Raw genomic sequence first — 18,379 nt, 5'->3', positions numbered from 1 at the left:
GGACAGGAAAAAGGGACATTAAACGTAATTTGAAATTGATGAAGATGAAAAAGATGCGCATTCTTATTGCACTACTTCCATATTTATTACTCGGAAATTCATGCTCTCACACCAGCGAGCAGGAAACCACCCAGAAACCGAATGTAGTGCTGATTTATCTCGACGACAGTGGATACGGAGATTACGAACACAACGGAAATCCGGCCATTAAAACGCCCCATATTACCCAATTAGAGCAGGGCGGGATTAATTTCACCCAGTTTTATGTTGCTTCTCCGGCATGTTCTGCATCGCGTTATTCGCTGCTGACCGGGCGATATCCCGGGCGGTCGGGACTGGGATCGTGGGTAATCGGGCCCAACTCAGCAAGACACATTCACGAAGACGAGCTAACGCTTGCCGAGGGGCTAAAATCGGTCGGGTATAAAACCGGGATGTTTGGAAAGTGGCACCTGGGATCGCCCAACCAGAACAACGAGTTTTCAGAACTTACCTTGCCGCTCGCACATGGTTTTGATGAATGGATCGGAACCAATGTATCGCACGACTACGATGTTTCCATGCTCCTGAAAAGCAATCCTCAGGGGACAAATCCAATACCCGGGTATGAGTTGCTTGCAAAAGATCTTCCCTCCGATGTAAAAGCATCGGAATCGTTAACGGGTGTGTGTACAGAGGCTGCTATCGACTTTATCAAACGCAACAAGGAGAACCCGTTTTTTGCGTACATCCCTTACAATATGCCGCATTTGGGGCTTTTTGTGAGCGATAGATACAAAGGCACCTCGCGTAACGGAGTGCTGGGAGATGTGATGGAAGAGCTCGATGCATCCATCGGGAAGATTTGCCAGACCCTGGAAGACATGGGAGTGAAGGAAAACACGATCGTTATTTTATCTTCGGATAATGGTCCCTGGATTCGTTTTAGCGATCAGTCGGAAACCAAATACGGAGATACGCGTTTGCAGGTCGGCTATGCCACTCCGTTTCGCGACGGCAAAGGCTCAACCTGGGAAGGCGGGCATCGTGTGGCCGGGATTATCAACTGGCCGGCACACATTAAAGGAAACCGGAACGAACAAACTCCGGTGAGTACGCTGGATATATTGCCCACTTTATTCGCCATAACCGGTGTGGAACTGCCCGCCGACAGAACCATTGACGGGCGTGATATCCGCTCCCTGCTCATGCCGGAAGAATATAAAAATACATCGGGTGAGTTTGAATTTCTTTATTCGTATGCTGATAACCAGCCTTCGGCCATTCGGAAAGGCCCCTGGAAGTTGCACGTTCGCATCGGTTCTCAAACCGGAAATAACTATGGTTTTGAGGCATCGCGCGAAAAGCCATTGCTGTTTCAGGTGGAAAAAGATTTGGGTGAAAGGATCGATGTTGCTGAACAGGAACCCGAAAAAGTGGCTGAAATGCTGTCCGACCTGGAAATGCTTCAACAGCAAATAAAAGAAGAAGGATCTTTCTGGGATAAAAATTAGTACTGTCCGGGGAAATAGTTTTAGCAACAGCGTTGCGATAATATGTATAGAAAAATCCGGATGAGAAAAGATGAGTCCCACCGGGGCGGAACATTCTTACTCGTATAATGAGCCAACGTTACCATAACGTTGGGTCGTCCGAACAAAAATGGAGCAAGCTTACTGTCAATTTTAAGGGTTTTCTTGAATGATTGGCAGCATATTTTTGCTATTTTTCACATCGCAATTTTAAACCAGTTAAAACGAATCCCATCAACGCGTCAATGTTCGTTTCCCTTTCGTGGAGTTTTGGATTGTCGCGGTAGTTCTGGTGTTGGAAGAAAAAAACACCGGCTTTGCAGATGGATAAGCTAAACGACTATGATCACTTTTTTTGTTTCTCTGATAATTCTGATCCTCGGATATATTTTCTATTCCCGCATTGTTGAACGCATTGATGGCATTGATGCCACCCGCGAAACACCCGCCTATTCAATGAAAGACGGGGTGGATTATTTGCCCTTGCCCTGGTGGCGTATTTTCCTGATACAGTTTCTGAACATTGCCGGACTGGGACCTATTTTCGGAGCCATTGCCGGTGCCATGTGGGGCCCGGTTGCCTTTTTGTGGATTGTACTGGGATCGGTATTTGCCGGTGCGGTACACGATTATTTTTCGGGCATGCTATCGATCAAACACCGGGGACTAAGCATTACCGAAATTGTTGGAATTTACCTCGGAAAAGGAACAAAACAGTTGATGCGCGGGTTTACCGTGATCCTGATGATTATTGTGGGCGCCGTGTTTATTATGGGACCGGCAAAAATTCTGGCGGGGCTTACGCCCGGCGCGCTTTCCATTACCTTTTGGGTGTGGGTGGTGTTTGTTTACTACCTGCTGGCCACCATGTTGCCGATCGACAAAATAATCGGCCGGTTTTACCCGATTTTTGGCTTTGCCCTGGTTTTTATGGCACTCGGTTTAATCATCGCGCTTTTTGTAAAAGGCTATCAAATTCCGGAGCTGAACCTGGCAAATATTACCAATTTTCATTCGGGGGCCGATAAATTCCCGATTTTCCCGATGTTGTTTATCACCATCGCCTGTGGGGCTATTTCGGGCTTTCATGCCACGCAATCGCCGTTGATGGCACGTTGCCTAACCAACGAAAAGTACGGGCGTAGGGTATTTTACGGAGCCATGATCACCGAAGGTGTGGTGGCCTTGATTTGGGCTGCTATCGGGATGAGTTTCTTTGGCGGAATCAGGGAACTAAACGATGTAATGAACGCCAACAACGGCAATGCGGCCTTTATTGTCAATGAAATTTCCAACTCCCTGCTGGGAACCTTGGGCGGGGTACTGGCTTTGCTGGGAGTGGTTGCTGCGCCCATTACTTCGGGTGATACCGCATTCAGAAGCGCACGTTTGATTGTGGCCGATTTTCTGCGGGTAGAGCAGAAGTCGATCAAAAACCGTTTGTTGATCAGTATTCCGCTGTTTGTTATCGGTTTTTTGCTGACACAAATCGATTTCAGCATTATCTGGAGGTATTTTGCCTGGTCGAACCAAACACTGGCTACCGTGGTGCTTTGGACCATCACTGTTTACTTGCTGAAAGAGCAGAAATTCTATTGGATAACGCTGGTGCCTGCCGTGTTTATGACCGCCGTTATTACCACTTACCTGATGTTTGCGCCTGAAGGATTTTCACTTTCCAAAGAAATATCGTATTCGGTAGGAGGGGCTGTTTCTGCGCTTGCCCTGGCTTCGTTTTTTGTGTACCGGCGGGCGCATAAAAAAATAAAAGTGAAACAAGCTGCTTATTAGGCAGGATGCTTCACTTTGAAAATTATTCTATGAAGGTTGAGATCTATCCCAATGGCTGAATCCCGATTCCAGGTGCATCAATCAAGGTAATTTTTCCGTCTTTCACCTGAACACCGCTAAATACGTCGTTGCTGATCAGCAGGTTGCCATCCAGGTCGGCCCAGTCGACTTTGGGCGCCAGTTGAGCCGCAGCAGAAACCGCGCACGAAGTTTCGGTCATACAACCGATCATCACTTTCATATCCAAAGCACGGGCGAGCGTAATCATTTTGTGTGCTTCCCGCATTCCGGTGCATTTCATCAGTTTAATATTGATGCCCGAGTAAATACCGTGTGCTTTCTTCACATCGGGAAGGCGTTGCAAAGCTTCATCGGCAATAATCGGCAGCGGACTGTGCTGTGTCAGCCAGGCAATGTCGTCGATGGCCGTTTTGGGCATGGGTTGTTCCACAAACTCAATCCCTTTTTCCTGCAACCAATGTGTCATTTCCAGGGCATGTTTTTTATCGGTCCAGCCCTGGTTTACATCCACACACATGGGAACATCGGTTACCGCACGGATGGTTTCAATCATCTGTTTATCGTTGTCGCGGCCCAGCTTTACTTTCAGAATTTTAAACTCTGCAGCTTCTTTTACTTTCTGACGAACCACTTCATCGGTATCAATGCCAATGGTGAACGAGGTATTCGGGGTGTCTTCCGCATTAAATCCCCAGATTTTATACCAGGGTTGCCCCATTATTTTTCCAAGCAGGTCGTGCAGTGCAATGTCAACCGAGGCTTTGGCAGCGCAGTTGCCTTCGGCTTTCTGGTCCACATATTCCAATATCTCATCCAAACGAAACGGATCATTAAACTGCCCCAGGTCGAGCGAGCTCAGAAAACTGGTGGCAGTTGCGTGGCTCTCTCCCAGGTAAGGCGGCATGGAGGCTTCTCCGTAGCCGATAATTCCGTCGTACTCAATCTCTGTTAGCATCACCGGAGTTGTGGTGCGCGAACTTCCTGCAAGCGTGAAGGTATGTTTCAGTTGCAGGTCGTAGGGTTTAAACCGAAGTTTCAAACCGCTTTTTATTGTTTTTGCTTGCTTCTTGCTCATCGATGCAAATGTATTAACTCCTGCCATTCCGGCAACGGATAGTAAACCGGCTGAGCGAATAAATGTCCTTCTTGACTGTTCCATGATATTAATAATGCTTTTGCCTCTGTTTTTAACAATGATCTAATTGTACCAGGGGTGATCTTTAATCGGAATGATTTGCTCCGTATTTAATGAATTTAAAACACGGCAGGCAGCAACAAGTCTCTTTTTTAAGCCTTCGTCAAAATCTTCATCTTCCGCTTGAAAGCTGTTGATTTTTACCCTGCCCGAAGAATGAATAAAACGATTGTTGCCGATGTATAAGCCAACGTGTGTAATACGTTCTTTGCTTCGTCCAAAAAACAATAAATCGCCCGGTTGAAACTGAAAGTCGGTGATGTCGAGTTGTTCGCCGTAACGCGCTTGCTGCGATGCATCGCGGGCCAGCATAACCCCCTGCGAATAATAGGCGGTTTTGGTAAAACCTGAGCAGTCAACTCCTTTGGTCGATGTTCCGCCCCATAAATAAGGTCTTCCCAACAGTTTTTTGGCGCTTGCGATAATGTTCTCCACTTCGGGAGTAATGGCTTCCCATTCGCTGAAAAGGGCACAATCGGCAGTCGGGACAAAACCTTCGCGTCCGTCAGGAAATTTTACCTGGATAAATCCGTTGGATTGCTGGCCGGCTTCAAAAATACAACCCAGTACCAGATCCGAAACCGGCGCTGCATCCGCTTTGGGAGCTTCCAGTACCGACCCGCTTATTTGGGTGAAAATGTAACGGTTGGAAGCTTTCCAGTTGTTTAGTTCACTTTGCGACAGCGAAACTATTCCACTTCCGTTTACCCAGCCAATGTACTGGTCAGGTGTTTGAATACGGTACCAGCCATCTTCCTTGTCCAATAGTTTTATTGGCGTACCCATGAGGGTTTGAGAAACCATTTCGGCTGCATAATCAGGTGTTTTTCGCATCGGGATCACTGAAAGAGTAACCAGCCCCCAAACCTTCTCGCCGAATTGCTCACCGGGTAAAATCCGGATGGAATCAACAACCTGAATTTGTGTTTTGCCCAGTGTATCCAGCAGAAAAGAATGTGCTTCTTTTAGGTTGGTTTCTCCTTTTAGCACCACTGTTCCCTGCGTTGTTTTTTCAATCTCGAAGTTTAAAACGGCCACCCGTTTGTCGGGGGCAAACCGGGCAGAAACATCTGACAGTAACGTATCAAATTCCTGTTCGTTGGTTGTGGTACTGCATGCCCATACACTGAACACGAGTGCTGCTATCCAAACTGACTTTATAAACCTTTTCATAATAAATGTAAATCAACTAATTACAAAAGTAATGCAAGGGAAGGATTCAATCAATCCTTCCCTTATGTTCTTAAAATTAATCTTCAGTATCCCACCATACCGGCACTGACCAAATGTCGGTGTCAAATGCTTTCGGGTTAGAGGCGGCAAGGTTATCCGAGTTGTAGTTTACCTCGTGAGAACATTGTGCCATTCTCCTGAACCAGTAGTTTACATCGGTTTTACTTCCTCCCGGAATTTTTGTAGCGGCTACAGAGCCAAATTCTTTCGGACGGTCGTATCCAGGGTAAACCACGCCAAAACTGCCAATGTTTCCAGCCGAAAAGTTGAAACGGCGCATGTCGTTCCAGTTCTGCTGTGTGAATGACATGGCAATAAATTTCTGTTGCATAATTTTAGCCATCGTTAGTTCACTGGCTGTTTGAGCAACTGCTGCACTGGTCATAAAAGCATCGATAGCCGCTTCATCCATGGGCTGTTTGCCCGGATTTTCAGAGCCGGTGTATTCTTTCAGTTTATCATTCATGTATTCCATGTGAGCGCGAATTCCTGCTTGGTAAGCTGTAAGGGCTTCGCCAGCTTTTCCTTGTCTGAACAACACCTCCGCTTTAATAAAACACATCTCGTGGAAGGTGATAATGTCCGTAGGTGATTCAGGTCTTGAATAGAATGTTCCGGTTGAAAGTACGGTGCCGTCGCTGGCTTTGTAGGTACTTTCTTCCGATGTTGCGCCTGTCATGGCACACAAGGCTTTGATGTTTACGTAAACAGTATCACCTTGACGGTCGGCAGCAGTTGAACTTACGCTGTACGCTTTCTTTTCAGTATCGTAGTTTACGAACGAAGGGCCGTTTTGCAACCGGATGTTGCTGTTGATCACATCAACCCCTTTGGTACGGATGAATTGAGAAGAATAAGTTACGTCTCCTGATTGTTCGTCTTTTTGCGCAATCCAGTGTTGAGCCGAAGGAAGCATTTTGTCAGTACGCGGGTCTTCAACACCTGAACCACCGGTAAAGGTATTTTCCAGCAAGTCAACGTACCATTGGGTAAAGCGTGCCCAATCCGACCAGGCGCCTGAGTCGAAAATAAAGGCTGTTTTTAAGGGGTCTCCGAAAAGAACATCGCCTGTTAAATCGGCCGGATCATTCACATGGTCGATAACCGTGCCTTCAGCATTGCTTTGCGGTGCTTTGGATATGGCGTCTAAAATGGCAGCCGGATCATAGTCAGCTTTTTTCGAAATGTTATTCAGCCAGCGGGCTTTTAATCCGTAAATCAGTTTGATCCACTTCTGAACATCGCCACCGTTCCAGTTGTCGCCAGCTGAAAGAGGAGAAGCAGTTGCAGGTTGTGTCATCTGAAAATATTCCAAAGCTTTGTCCAATTCAGCAAAGCAACCTTCGTAAATGGTTTTTCCATCGTCGTATACCGGTGTAAGGCTCGAACCCAAAGCATCGGTGTAAGGCATTTCACCGTACCAGTCAACCATTAACATAAAGCCCATTGCTTTTAAGGTGTGGGCAGCTCCCAGATAATGCCAGGCTTCTTCTTCTTCGGCTTTTGCCATAATATCGTTCAGGTTGGCTGCCGACCCTACAAACCATTGCTGGTAAGGGGTGGTAGAAGCTGAAATAGCCGGATTCCATGCAGGTAAAGTACCATTGGTTCCTGTAAATGTTCTGGAAGTAATGGTTCCTGTAATCAGGGAAGCGCGAACACTGGCAGCACCGTAACTATAACCGTAATGGTGTTGTATCCAGGGAAGTCGCGAAGAGGCAGATGCCACAACGTTTGTCGGGTAATCCGGATTTACGTTCACATCCAGATAATCTTTGCAGGAACCGATACCGATTAAGAGGGTTCCGAGTAAAGCTATATATAAGAATTTTTTCATGATAGCATTCATTTTAAATGATTACAATGTTATGTTCACGCCAAAGGAAAACCCTGCTGTTGAAGGAACTCCGCAATAATCAAATCCAACAGAGCTTGATCCCACTACGCCTGATCCTGCTACGCTGGTTTCAGGATCCATTCCTTTGTAGTTGGTGAATAAGAGCAGATTAGTGCCGGTTAACGTAAACGACATTCTTTTGATGAGTTGTTGCTTGTTAAGGAACGAATCTGGTACGTTGTACGACAATGTAACAGTCCGCAAACGAAGCCAGTTGGTTTTAGTCAGGTAATTACTTGTTTCGAGCGGATAATAGTTTTGCCAGTATTTGCGAATGATGTCGGCACCGTAACTGTTCTGGGTTGCACCGGATGAAGTAGTGATGGTGTACATCTGATTCGCATTGTAAGTAAACTCTTTTGCTTCGTATTCTTTTGTCTCAGGGTTTTTGGCAACTCCGCTCAGTGTCAGTGTTTCGCGGTCGAGCGAACGTTGGCTCATACCTGCATTGGTCATGTAATAGTCGGTACCGTTGAAAATATCTCCACCAACACGCAGATCGAACAAGAACGAGAAGTTCCAGTTTTTCCAGTTGATGTTGTTGTTGATACCGCCGGTGAACTTGGGCTCACGGTTTCCAACATAATGAGTTGTTGAGTTATCGCTTAAAGGCATACCTGTATCCCAGTCGAGGATTATGTTGCCATTTTCGTCACGTGACCATTCCGAACCTGATATCCCCATGAACTTACCGCCGTTAAACGATGCAGCTTTGGCGTTTCCAACCTGTACATCTGTTACATACAGTACGTCCTGGCCGGTAAGAAGGTTTTCAACCGAACCACGGTTGCCCGCCAGGTTCAACGAAACATCCCATCTTAAATCCTTTTTCTGAACGGGTGTTCCGGTAATCGAAAGCTCCATCCCTTTGTTCAGCACGTTTCCTACGTTGGTTGAAAGAAGAATATAACCGGTAGTCTGGCTCAAACGCGGTGTTACAATCTGGTCGTAACTGTCGTTGGTATAGTAGCTGTAGTCAGCTGTCAGTCTTCCCTTGAAGAAATGAAGTTCTAAACCTACCTCGGTAGATGTGGTACGTTCGGGTTTCAGGTAAGGGTTACCGCGTGTCCAGCTGTTGGCAACACCAACACCTGCCAAAAACTCACGAGGTGCCCACAACGATGTAGAAGTGGCATAAGGATCGGTGTCTTTACCAACTTTTGCCCACGATGCCCTGACTTTACCAAACGACAGCAAATCGTTTTCTGGTAACAATTCGGTAAATACAAAACTACCGCTTACCGATGAGTAGAAATACGAATTATTCTCTTCTGGCAAAGTAGAAGTCCAGTCGTTACGTCCGGTGAATGTTAAATAAGCGATGCTTTTGTACGAAGTACGTAATTCGCCATAAGCGCCAATTAATCTTTTGGTGGAGTGTCCCGATTGGAACGATTTGTTTCCTTCGTTAATGTTTTCGAAGCTGTAAACACCGTCACTCACAAAATCGTAGCCTCTTCTGCGTTGAGTGGTAACTTTTGTTTCTTCGGTTGATTGGCCCAACATTAAATTGAAATCGAAATCATCCACTTTTTTGTTGAAGTTCAGCATCAGGTTCGAAGAAAGATATTTGTATACAACATCGCTTTCCGACATGAACCCATTCTGATACGTTTCCTTAATGGCCCCGCCCGGTGCAATAAATGTATGGTCATTTTTAGTGTAGGTATCGTAGCCTAAACGATAGTTGATGTTAAACCAGTCGGTGGCATCGAGAACAGTGTAGACGGTTCCGGTAAAACGGTCGGTTTCGTCACTTAAGCTATTCTTGTTGATGATCCAGTATGGGTTTTCCACATCGTCAGATAAATCCTGAAGACCTTCAAACATGCGGTATTTGCTTCCGTCCTCATTCAGGTACCTGGTCATATCGTCGCTGGGAGCCCATGAGTAAATAGCTGTCATGGCACCATTGCCGCCGGCCGACCAAAGACCTGAAGTAGTCAGCGTTTTATCGGTATTGGCATTGGAGAAAGCTACGTTGGCACCCACGGTTAGTTTCCCGTATTTCTGGTCGCCGTTAAAACGGAAAGTCGATTTGTCATAACCGGTTTCAGGAACAATCCCTTGCTGGTCGTAACGCGAAGCCGAGAAGAAGAAAGAACCTTTGTCATTTCCGCCCGAGATGCTTACACTGTTGTCCCAAACCGAACCATTCTGGAAGAAGTTCTCAATGTTATTGTAAATCTGGTCTCCCGAAGAGAACGGGTCGCCCCACGATTGAGTGGTATAGTCGCTAAACACACCGGCCTCGTTGTAATAACCTCTTTTGTACATATTCTGTTGCTCGGGGTAACGATTCACCCAGTTAACAGACAATTTGGAGCTCATATTCACCTGAACTGCTCCTTTACCACCGGTTTTGGTGGTTATCAGAATAACACCCGCCGCAGCACGCGAACCATAAAGTGCTGTAGCAGCCGGCCCTTTCAGGATCGACATACTTTCGATGTCTTCCGGGTTGATGTCCATAATACGGTTACTGGACGAAGTAGCCAGTTTACCCATGCCGTCGAAACCTGTGTTTCCACCAATCGGTGTTGAGTTGTCGTAAATAACCCCGTCAACCACAAAAAGAGGCTGGTTGTCACGTTCCAGCGAAGTACCGCCGCGAACAATGATTTGTGCACCTGCACCAGCTGATCCGCTACTTTGTGTAACGTTTACCCCGGCAATTTTACCACTCATCGAGTTGATTAAGTTGGGACTTTTGTTTTTCAGAATTTCATCGCTCGAGATTTCCTGTACGGCATATCCCAGTGCTTTCTTTTCCTTCCGGATTCCCATCGCAGTAACAACCACTTCATCCATTTCTTCTGAATCTGCTTCCATGGATACAGTAAAATCGTTCTTTGCCCCAACAGTAAATTCCTGTGTTTTCATACCGATAAAAGAAAATACCAGGATCGATTTTTCTTCTACCGTCAATTGAAAACTACCGTTCACATCGGTTATGGTACCGTTTGTGGTACCTTTTTCATACACACTTACACCAGGTAACGGTGTACCGCTTGATTTTTCAGAGACGATTCCGCTAACCGTCTTTTTTTGAGCCATTGCCAGCGAAGACAATAGGCACAAAATGAAAATGAATAGTACGCTTTTTCGCATAATCACAAATTTTGGTTTTAATACTGAATAATTTTGGTTCTATTTTATATGCTATAAAAGTCAGGATGTAATGTTCCTTTTGGGTATTTGAGCATAATTTATGGTTAGGTAATTTATCGTTAATAAGTTATCTGATTGAAAATAAGTAAGCTGGTTTATGGCTTGTTTATAAAATTGGTTTTTATGTTCATTAGGAAAGAAAGGTTGTTTTATTTATGATTTATATGATTTTTCTTATTTCTTATTAAATGTTCAAAAAATGAATGACGCTTACGGTGTCTGCTGGTATTGCAGGCAGGCAACCTTTCCGTCCAGCAGCGAAACCAGCACCCGTTGGTTATCCAGCGGTAAAATGTAATTGACCAACGCATTGGATAGCTTGTATTTCCATGCTACTTCGTGCGTGGTTCTATCCACCGCGCAAACAATACCACTTGTGGTAGGAACAAACACCAGGTTCCCGGCTTCGGTAATGGGAGAGGGGGCAATTTCATAGCCCAGATCGGCCTTGCATTCCCAGGCAAGTTTTTGCTCATCAGCCGCAGAGTAGAAAGCATCCACGTTTCCTTCGTGCATATTTTTTATGTAAATGAGCGTTCCGTCTGCCGAAATTCCGATGGATTCGCGGCACGAATATTTTTTTGAATGCCAGATTTTCTTTCCGGTTTGTGCATCCAAAGCAGTCATGTGCCGGTCGGGCGCCACAATAAATATCTTTCCGTTGGCGGCTACCGGCCACACTGCTGCCGGCGATAACATACGGTTGGTGTATTTTTCGCGTTTCCACTCCAGCTTTCCGCTTTTGGCGTCAAGGGCATAAAAAGTATTGCCCCACGATCCGAAGTAGACTTTTCCTTCGTAGATAAGCGGTTTGCTTTCCACGAAGTTGTTTACCCCGGTAAATTCCCAGTTCAGCTTACCGGTTTTCAGGTTGATGGAACGGAAAATTCCTTCAGATGAACCTATATAAACCGAGTTTTTATCGACGACCGGTGATGCAACGATCGATTTTCCGGTGGCGAAGCTCCAGTGCTTTTCCCCGGTTTTCAGGTCAACACAGTAAATATAATTGTCGGTTGAAGCGAAAACCACCTTGTTTTTCGAAATGGCCGGTGTGGAGTATATTTTTCCGCCGGTTTGAAACTGCCATAGCGTTTGCCCGGTGTTTGGATCAAGCGCCACAATTGCTCCCGCGGCATTGCCGTAAATAGCTGTATTGCCTTCGGCGGCTAATCCGGTGCCAATATCACTTACATCCTGAACTTCCCAAACCTTTGAAACATTCGGGTATTTTTCGTTCAGCGAATAATCCGGGCGCGGATATTGGGTTCGGCTTTTTTCGAAATGATGGTTTACCAGCGGCACTTTACACCATGCTTCGTGAGTTTCCACACCTGGTGTCCGCTCGGCGTAAAACATCGTATCCTGTTGAATGGTAACAAGGTTGTAGCCGCCAATTTCTTTTTTAGCACGTAGGTTGGAGCGGCCCATAACACCGGGTATACCTTCAAAATCAAATAATTTATTGGAATGGCCATGTCCCAGCAGGGAGGCCTGGATATTTCGCGTTTTTAGCAGATCGATGATTTTGTCCCAGTTCGAAAGTGAATTGTCAAGCGGGTAATGATTCACAAAAATGATCGGTTGGCCGGGATCTTTCATGTTGTTCAGAACCGAATCGAGGTAAACGATTTGCTCGTGTGGGACCAGTCCCGGAGCCATTCGCATGTTCGGGCCGCTGGCTGTTCCGATAAATAAATAGCCACCGGCTTCGAAACTAAATTCCTCGCATCCGAAAATCCGGACAAAGCTGTTGTTCCCGCTTTCCGACCATTTGGAATCATGATTTCCCGGCACAATGTACCAGGGTTTATTGAGTTTTGAAAGGATTGATTTCGCCTCGTTTAGTTCTTCATCCGACCCAAATTCAGTAATGTCTCCCGAGAAAATTGCAAAGGCAATGTCTTTCTGATTGTTGATGTCATTTACGGTGATCATCAAATCTTCGGCACCGGTACTTCCTCCCACATGAGTATCGGTAACATGCGCAAAACGAAACGTTTGTGCTGAAAGTATTCCTATCTGAAGACTCAGGATGAAGAGGAAAGTAATCTTTTTCATTTCGTTACTAAAATTGAAATATGGATGATCTTGTCGCATAAAGTCTACTTGTTATCTTTTAGCCAGTCGGTTATTCCTTTGCGAATTTTTTTCGCCGTTTTCTTTTGAAAATGTGGATCGCTTATCCGTTTTTCATCCGCCTCGTTGCTTAAAAAAGCCACTTCAACCAGGCAATTGGGATATTCGGTGGGACCATTCAACGAAAAGTTAAAATTGCCAATATTGCCGAAGTCATTTAGTCCGAGTTCAAGCATTCGGTTTAAGATGGTTACCGTAAGTGGTTTAAATCCGATATAACGGTAGTAGGTGCTTACCCCGCTAACTTCAGGATTGGACGAGGCATTGTGGTGAATGCTGATTAAGAGATCCGGGTTTTCTTCCCGTAACATTAATGTGCGATCCGTCATACTTAAGTCTTCATCATTATTTCGGGTCATAAACACTTCTGCTCCGCGGCGTTTTAAATAAGTTTCTAGTTTTTTGGCTACCTGGAGGTTACAGTCTTTTTCTTTAATACCGGTTTTTACGCCAACGGCACCTCGGCTCGAACCACCATGTCCTGCATCTATGGCAATCTTCATTTTTTTTAACGCAAGGCGAGACGGTTGGCGCTTAATCGAAATTCGTAAGGATTTATCTTTATAGGCGATCGAATATCCCCAGATTTGTTGATGTTTTAGTTCGATAATAACGCGGAAAACATCGTCTTCTATCTGTTCGTAATACACATTTTTTATTTCAGTTGCCGTTTGGTGCTGGGTAATCCAGTTCGAGTTGTTGGTGGCGCCGTAAATATCTACAACTATTCGCGACGGGTTAATCATCTGGATACTTTTGTACGGGAGCCTCTCGTCCAGTCGGATCGCTACAACATCGTTGTTTTCGTCTCCTCCAACATTCCAGGATGATGTGAGGTAGTACGGAGGTTTGGATTCTATCCCTGAAAGTTGAACATTTTCTTTTGGAATAAACGCTTTATGGTTTTTTGAAAGTTGTACAATGTAGTCATCACCTACACTGTCAATAACCTGCAAAACAACCGCAGTATCAAGATAAGTCATCTTTGCTCCGCCCAGACGGTCAACCCCCGGACCATATTTCAGGTAGGGCAAATATCCAGTGGTTGTACCTTTCAGAACAAGCATATTATTGTTTGTTTGAACACTGTCGGTTTGTGCATATAACCCTGAAAAGCAATAAATACCAATAAGGAATAAGAAGCTAAATTTCACCCGAATATATTTTAGTTAATATTTTTATCTCAAAAAGATGCAGTGCAAGCGTGAATTTTGTGCTTTGATACCCATGGAACTCGCATGGATAAATTATTTATATCTATTGTGTTTGCCTGACCATACTCGTTTCATCGTATAAAAGATAGTTTTTGCGCATTAGTTTGAACTCTTCCAGCTCTTCCTGCCAACTTGCGCGAATTTGTTCCTCGCTGAGTCCTTCCATGATTTGTTTGCGCAGTTGGTCGCTGCCGGCGAGTTTATCGAAAAACGGGGTGAAGAAATTCTCTTTGTCGTCGCATTTATTGTAGAAATCGATGACGTATTTTATCTCAAGCTGTTTGATATCCTGGAGTTCTTTTAGCGACATTCCTGATAAGTCGTAGCCGTAACAGGTTTCACCTTCAAATTTTGGATGAAGTGCAAGCACCGGTATTGACTTTGGAACGTACGAGAAATCCTGCGGAGTATAATACGGCGCTCCAAACTGTTGAAAAGGTTTGTAAGTGCCGCGGCCTTCGTTTACATCGGCACCTTCGAACAAACAAATGGACGGATAAAGATAAATCGATTTCATTTCTGCCAGGTTTGGCGACGGGAAAACAGGCAGCTGGTACTTGGTTTCATGCGTATAGTTTTCAACTTTAATAACTTCAAGATCGCATTGAATACTATCTTTTAACCAGCGTTCGCCATTTACCATCATTGCATACTCTCCAACCGTTAAACCATGAACTACCGGAATGGGGTACAAACCTACACCGCTTTCAAAGCCTGGCTTTAACATAGGACCATCAACGTAGTAACCAATGGGGTTAGGACGATCGAGAACCATAACTTTTATCCCATTTTCGGCCGATGCTTCCATTACCCTGGTCATTGTATTGATATAAGTAAAGAAGCGCACACCAACATCCTGCATATCAAAAATCATCACGTCAATACCCTCGAGTATTTCAGGCGTGGGTTTGCGGTTCTTGCCATATAATGAGTACACAGGAATTCCGGTCTCCGGATCGGTTGTGCCATCCACATCCTTTCCTCTTTCAACATTGCCTTTATACCCATGCTCGGGTGCGTAAATACCTTTTACATCAACGCCGTTACTAACCAAGAAATTGATTAAGTGAACTGAATCAACCATTGAACTTTGATTGACAACCAACCCAACTTTTTTCCCTGCCAGCATCGGAAGATAAATCTCCGAGCGTTCAGCACCAACGATCACTTTTGGTACTGAATGTTCGGGTGATTTGGTATTGCTGCATCCGGCCATTAGAAGGTAAGCAAGAAAGATGAATGAATAAGTGAAAACCGGTTTCATGTAATTAAATGTTTTGTTTTTGTTGAACGATCAAAATGCTTAAATCTGTATGATAAAGAGAGGCTGCCGCGAATATTCAGCAGCCTCTCTTTTTGAGTGCTAAAGCGATTAATGCTTAGTTCCAGCCTGGAGTTTGAGTCAGAGTATAACCCTTGTCCAGGTATTCGCTGATTTGTGCATTTCCGCTTTGTATTTCGTTTTTACTATAGGGCATAAAACAATCGAACACTTGCTCTGGGCTGTGCAGAACGGAATCCGGCCATTACGTGGTGAACTCTTCGGCCGATGTATCCAGTCCAGTAATCGGAATAACTTACATATTTGCTACTAGAATTATAAAGTTGCAGATCTTCAACAATGTTTCCATTGTTGTCGACAACTTTTATTCTGTAATAAACACGAGTAGAACCAGATGAATTATACACATCTTTTATAAGTTTCACAGGTTGCCAACCGGTTGTTTCGCCAAAAGCTACCGGTTCTCCAATATTAACCAATTCGTCGGTAGTAGGATCTATGTATTGATATTGCAGTTTCAGATCAGTAGGAACTCCGTCTGTTTCAAAAAGGAAATTGTAAAACTTTACATAGGTTGTAGAGTCTGTATCCTCAGTAATATTCGCAACATAAGGATAACCGTTATTGAATACAATCGGGTCTTCATCGAAACCATAAATGAAAACGTTTTGTTTTCCAACGGTAAGCGTTGTCGTACGATCATAAACCAATTCTTCGGATGTGCCCTTATATAATTTAATGTTGACCTCTCCAGGTTCAACTGTATAAAAGCGTCCTACAGAACCTTTGGGAACTGCGTTGTAAGTGGTTAAAGGTGCATCACTATTGGCAAATAAAGAGCCGTTTATCTCGACTCGATAAATATTATTTGATGATGTTGCAGTAACAGGGACAAAATAATGGAGCTGGAATTCAGCCAATCCATCTATGGACTTTGTGGCGTATTCAATTTCGTGTTTGTCACATGAAATTGTCATTATGACCATCAAAATCAAGCTTATATTTTTAATAATTTTCATAGTTACTTTTTTAACTGATTTTAAATTATTTAGTTACTTGAAGGTAGCTCTCCCGGGTAAGCAAACCAAGGAATGGAACATTGGTAATCATCTGCCGTTCCGGGAATCGGCACCAAGCTTTCCAACGAAGGAACATTCCACATGTATTCTGAGTTGTAGCGTGGTCTAATTCTATAACATGGAGATCCGTTGTTTTTTGTGTCGAAAGTAATTTTTCGTCCGGATACCTGTGCAGGAGGTAGATAAAGACCTTTAAATACCTTTGAATCATCGCTATCCCATTTCTGATCTACTTTGGAAATATCCCATCCATTGCCATCCGAAGGATAATCTCCGCTGTAGGCGATATCGTAATGGTATTTTCTCATATCCACCCAGGCTTCCTGAGCACCCCATGGATACAATGCGACCCATTTCTGCATCATAATGTGCGATAGTGAAAAATCTGACATTTCAAGCCCCTCAACGTATGGGCCAGCGACATACTCGTTTGCCAATGAAGTGAATACTCCGGTGGTTATCTTGTCTCCTCCGGTTGCTTCTCCTTCCTTGCCTTCATAAATATATTTTGCAGTAAAATCCATATCGGCCTGAATTCCTTCTTTAAATGCGCTGAAGGCATTGTCTTTTTGCCCTAATTTCCAATAAGCTTCTGCAAGGCAGAACTTAACCTCGGCACAAGTCATTAGAATGTAAGGAGCATCGTCCCGGTATAACCAGCGTCCTATACCATCGTGTTCATTTCCTGTATAAGCAGACGATTTGGTTCTTCCAAAGAAAGAAGGAGTAGTCCCGATTGGACCAACTGTACCCCCAAAAGATCCACCATAGTATTTCCGAGCTTTAATACTATCTGCATTATCAATGTTCTCGTAATAAGGGTCGTCGGTTGTGGCAAGCTTAACAGCTACTCGAGGATCATAATGGCCTGCTTCATTGATCATTGTATCACATATGATTTGTTTCTCTGCTAATTCATACGGATGATACTCATTGTTTTCAACCGGTAATTTCTCACCCGTTGCTTCATCGTATTTTGGAACCGTCCCGGTAAACACCTGTACAGCATAATCGTGTTGAAAATACGTATAACTCAGATTTGATCTGTAAGTCCCCCAGAAATTGTTATAAGCTGATTGAGAGGCAGTAGACGAACCTCCCCACACTGTTGCAGTAGCGTCATCTTCAGACGATTGGAAAGATTTTGCAGCACAATCAATTAACTCTTGTGCATAGGCTGTTTCGAAGTTTTCCTTATTGGATAATGATGCTAAGTTCCGAACAATAACGGCATACGCGAACTTTATCCATTTATCCTTGTCTCCAAAATAAATAAAGTCGGTGGAACTGATTTTGTTGCCATAGTCGTGATCATCATCCATTTCCAAATATTCGATGGCTTTATAAGCCCATTCCCTTACTACTGGATAAATGTCTTTTTGATAGTCGTAATTATGAGATAATAACCCTGGGACGAAAGCGTCAGTTAATGGTAAATCTGCATGTTGTTTTGTAAGCAAGTCCCAAGAATAGGCTTTAAGTGCATAGCCAATTCCGGCAAGTGTCCAATCTTCTGCTTCAACTGACTGATTAATCAGATTTTCCAGGTTCATTCCCTGTTCCCAGTATACCATACGCCAGTTCTGTCCAATCGCATCACTTCCCGGAACATAATAGTGGTAGGCAAAATTATCATAGGAAGAGTTTGATGTTCCCATCATCTGTGCTAGAGGAGCAATACCTCTTAGGTCGTAATACATGTCCTGATAAGAAGCAATGATTCCGGCTAGGTAAAGATATCCGTCTACATAATCCGGTGCATCAACGTTCTTGTTTACATCCAGGTAATCATCGCAGCTCGTAATCGAGAACGAAAATAAACCCAGCATAATGAATGGCAATAATA

The 18,379-nt window shown here is 44.3% G+C and carries 11 protein-coding genes; 2 read left to right on the top strand and 9 right to left on the bottom strand.

Annotation, left to right across the window (positions count from 1 at the left end):
* Positions 1-44: 44 nt before the first annotated feature.
* A complete protein-coding gene (locus D1614_RS19380) occupies positions 45-1,493 on the top strand; it encodes a sulfatase family protein (protein WP_162304576.1) in 1,449 nt (482 codons plus the stop codon).
* A gap of 360 nt (positions 1,494-1,853) precedes the next feature.
* Entirely contained in the window at positions 1,854-3,302 is a 1,449-nt protein-coding gene (locus D1614_RS19375; RefSeq protein ID WP_119439633.1) for a carbon starvation CstA family protein, read from the top strand.
* Between the two features lie 43 nt (positions 3,303-3,345).
* On the opposite strand, the gene D1614_RS19370 is transcribed toward D1614_RS19375, so the two are convergent.
* The 9 genes from D1614_RS19370 to D1614_RS19330 all read right to left on the bottom strand — a co-directional run bounded on the left by D1614_RS19370 (position 3,346) and on the right by D1614_RS19330 (position 18,374).
* The gene (locus D1614_RS19370; protein ID WP_119439632.1) at positions 3,346-4,482 is read right to left on the bottom strand and encodes a dipeptide epimerase; all 1,137 of its coding nucleotides are present in this window, start codon (positions 4,480-4,482) and stop codon (positions 3,346-3,348) included.
* 39 nt (positions 4,483-4,521) lie between these two features.
* Positions 4,522-5,691 (bottom strand): C40 family peptidase, encoded by a 1,170-nt coding sequence (locus tag D1614_RS19365; RefSeq protein WP_119439631.1) that lies wholly within the window; start codon positions 5,689-5,691, stop codon positions 4,522-4,524.
* Positions 5,692-5,767: 76 nt separating this feature from the next.
* A complete protein-coding gene (locus D1614_RS19360) occupies positions 5,768-7,588 on the bottom strand; it encodes a SusD/RagB family nutrient-binding outer membrane lipoprotein (RefSeq protein WP_119439658.1) in 1,821 nt (606 codons plus the stop codon).
* A 21-nt stretch (positions 7,589-7,609) separates the two neighbouring features.
* Positions 7,610-10,759 (bottom strand): SusC/RagA family TonB-linked outer membrane protein, encoded by a 3,150-nt coding sequence (locus D1614_RS19355; RefSeq protein WP_119439630.1) that lies wholly within the window; start codon positions 10,757-10,759, stop codon positions 7,610-7,612.
* Between the two features lie 270 nt (positions 10,760-11,029).
* Entirely contained in the window at positions 11,030-12,919 is a 1,890-nt protein-coding gene (locus D1614_RS19350; protein ID WP_206610088.1) for an outer membrane protein assembly factor BamB family protein, read from the bottom strand.
* 5 nt (positions 12,920-12,924) lie between these two features.
* On the bottom strand, positions 12,925-14,025 hold the full coding sequence (locus tag D1614_RS19345; protein ID WP_147384325.1) for an N-acetylmuramoyl-L-alanine amidase: 1,101 nt from the start codon (positions 14,023-14,025) through the stop codon (positions 12,925-12,927).
* Between the two features lie 190 nt (positions 14,026-14,215).
* The gene (locus D1614_RS19340) at positions 14,216-15,436 is read right to left on the bottom strand and encodes an exo-beta-N-acetylmuramidase NamZ family protein (RefSeq protein WP_119439627.1); all 1,221 of its coding nucleotides are present in this window, start codon (positions 15,434-15,436) and stop codon (positions 14,216-14,218) included.
* A 203-nt stretch (positions 15,437-15,639) separates the two neighbouring features.
* Positions 15,640-16,473, bottom strand: a complete 834-nt coding sequence (locus tag D1614_RS19335) for a hypothetical protein (RefSeq protein ID WP_119439626.1) — start codon at positions 16,471-16,473, stop codon at positions 15,640-15,642.
* A 29-nt stretch (positions 16,474-16,502) separates the two neighbouring features.
* Entirely contained in the window at positions 16,503-18,374 is a 1,872-nt protein-coding gene (locus tag D1614_RS19330) for a SusD/RagB family nutrient-binding outer membrane lipoprotein (protein ID WP_206610087.1), read from the bottom strand.
* Between the last annotated feature and the right edge of the window lie 5 nt (positions 18,375-18,379).

Source organism: Maribellus luteus (assembly GCF_003576475.1).
In the GTDB taxonomy this organism is placed as follows: Bacteria; Bacteroidota; Bacteroidia; order Bacteroidales; family Prolixibacteraceae; genus Draconibacterium; species Draconibacterium luteum.
Note: the sequence above shows the minus strand (reverse complement) of the source record. Positions and strands in the feature narration are given on the sequence as shown.

What these genes read in the sequence shown, in the direction of transcription:
- D1614_RS19380 (WP_162304576.1), top strand. Translation starts at nt 45, where the DNA reads ATGAAAAAGATGCGCATTCTTATTGCACTACTTCCATATTTATTACTC.
- D1614_RS19375 (WP_119439633.1), top strand. Translation starts at nt 1,854, where the DNA reads ATGATCACTTTTTTTGTTTCTCTGATAATTCTGATCCTCGGATATATT.
- D1614_RS19370 (WP_119439632.1), bottom strand. Translation starts at nt 4,482, where the DNA reads ATGGAACAGTCAAGAAGGACATTTATTCGCTCAGCCGGTTTACTATCC.
- D1614_RS19365 (WP_119439631.1), bottom strand. Translation starts at nt 5,691, where the DNA reads ATGAAAAGGTTTATAAAGTCAGTTTGGATAGCAGCACTCGTGTTCAGT.
- D1614_RS19360 (WP_119439658.1), bottom strand. Translation starts at nt 7,588, where the DNA reads ATGAAAAAATTCTTATATATAGCTTTACTCGGAACCCTCTTAATCGGT.
- D1614_RS19355 (WP_119439630.1), bottom strand. Translation starts at nt 10,759, where the DNA reads ATGCGAAAAAGCGTACTATTCATTTTCATTTTGTGCCTATTGTCTTCG.
- D1614_RS19350 (WP_206610088.1), bottom strand. Translation starts at nt 12,919, where the DNA reads ATGCGACAAGATCATCCATATTTCAATTTTAGTAACGAAATGAAAAAG.
- D1614_RS19345 (WP_147384325.1), bottom strand. Translation starts at nt 14,025, where the DNA reads ATGCTTGTTCTGAAAGGTACAACCACTGGATATTTGCCCTACCTGAAA.
- D1614_RS19340 (WP_119439627.1), bottom strand. Translation starts at nt 15,436, where the DNA reads ATGAAACCGGTTTTCACTTATTCATTCATCTTTCTTGCTTACCTTCTA.
- D1614_RS19335 (WP_119439626.1), bottom strand. Translation starts at nt 16,473, where the DNA reads ATGAAAATTATTAAAAATATAAGCTTGATTTTGATGGTCATAATGACA.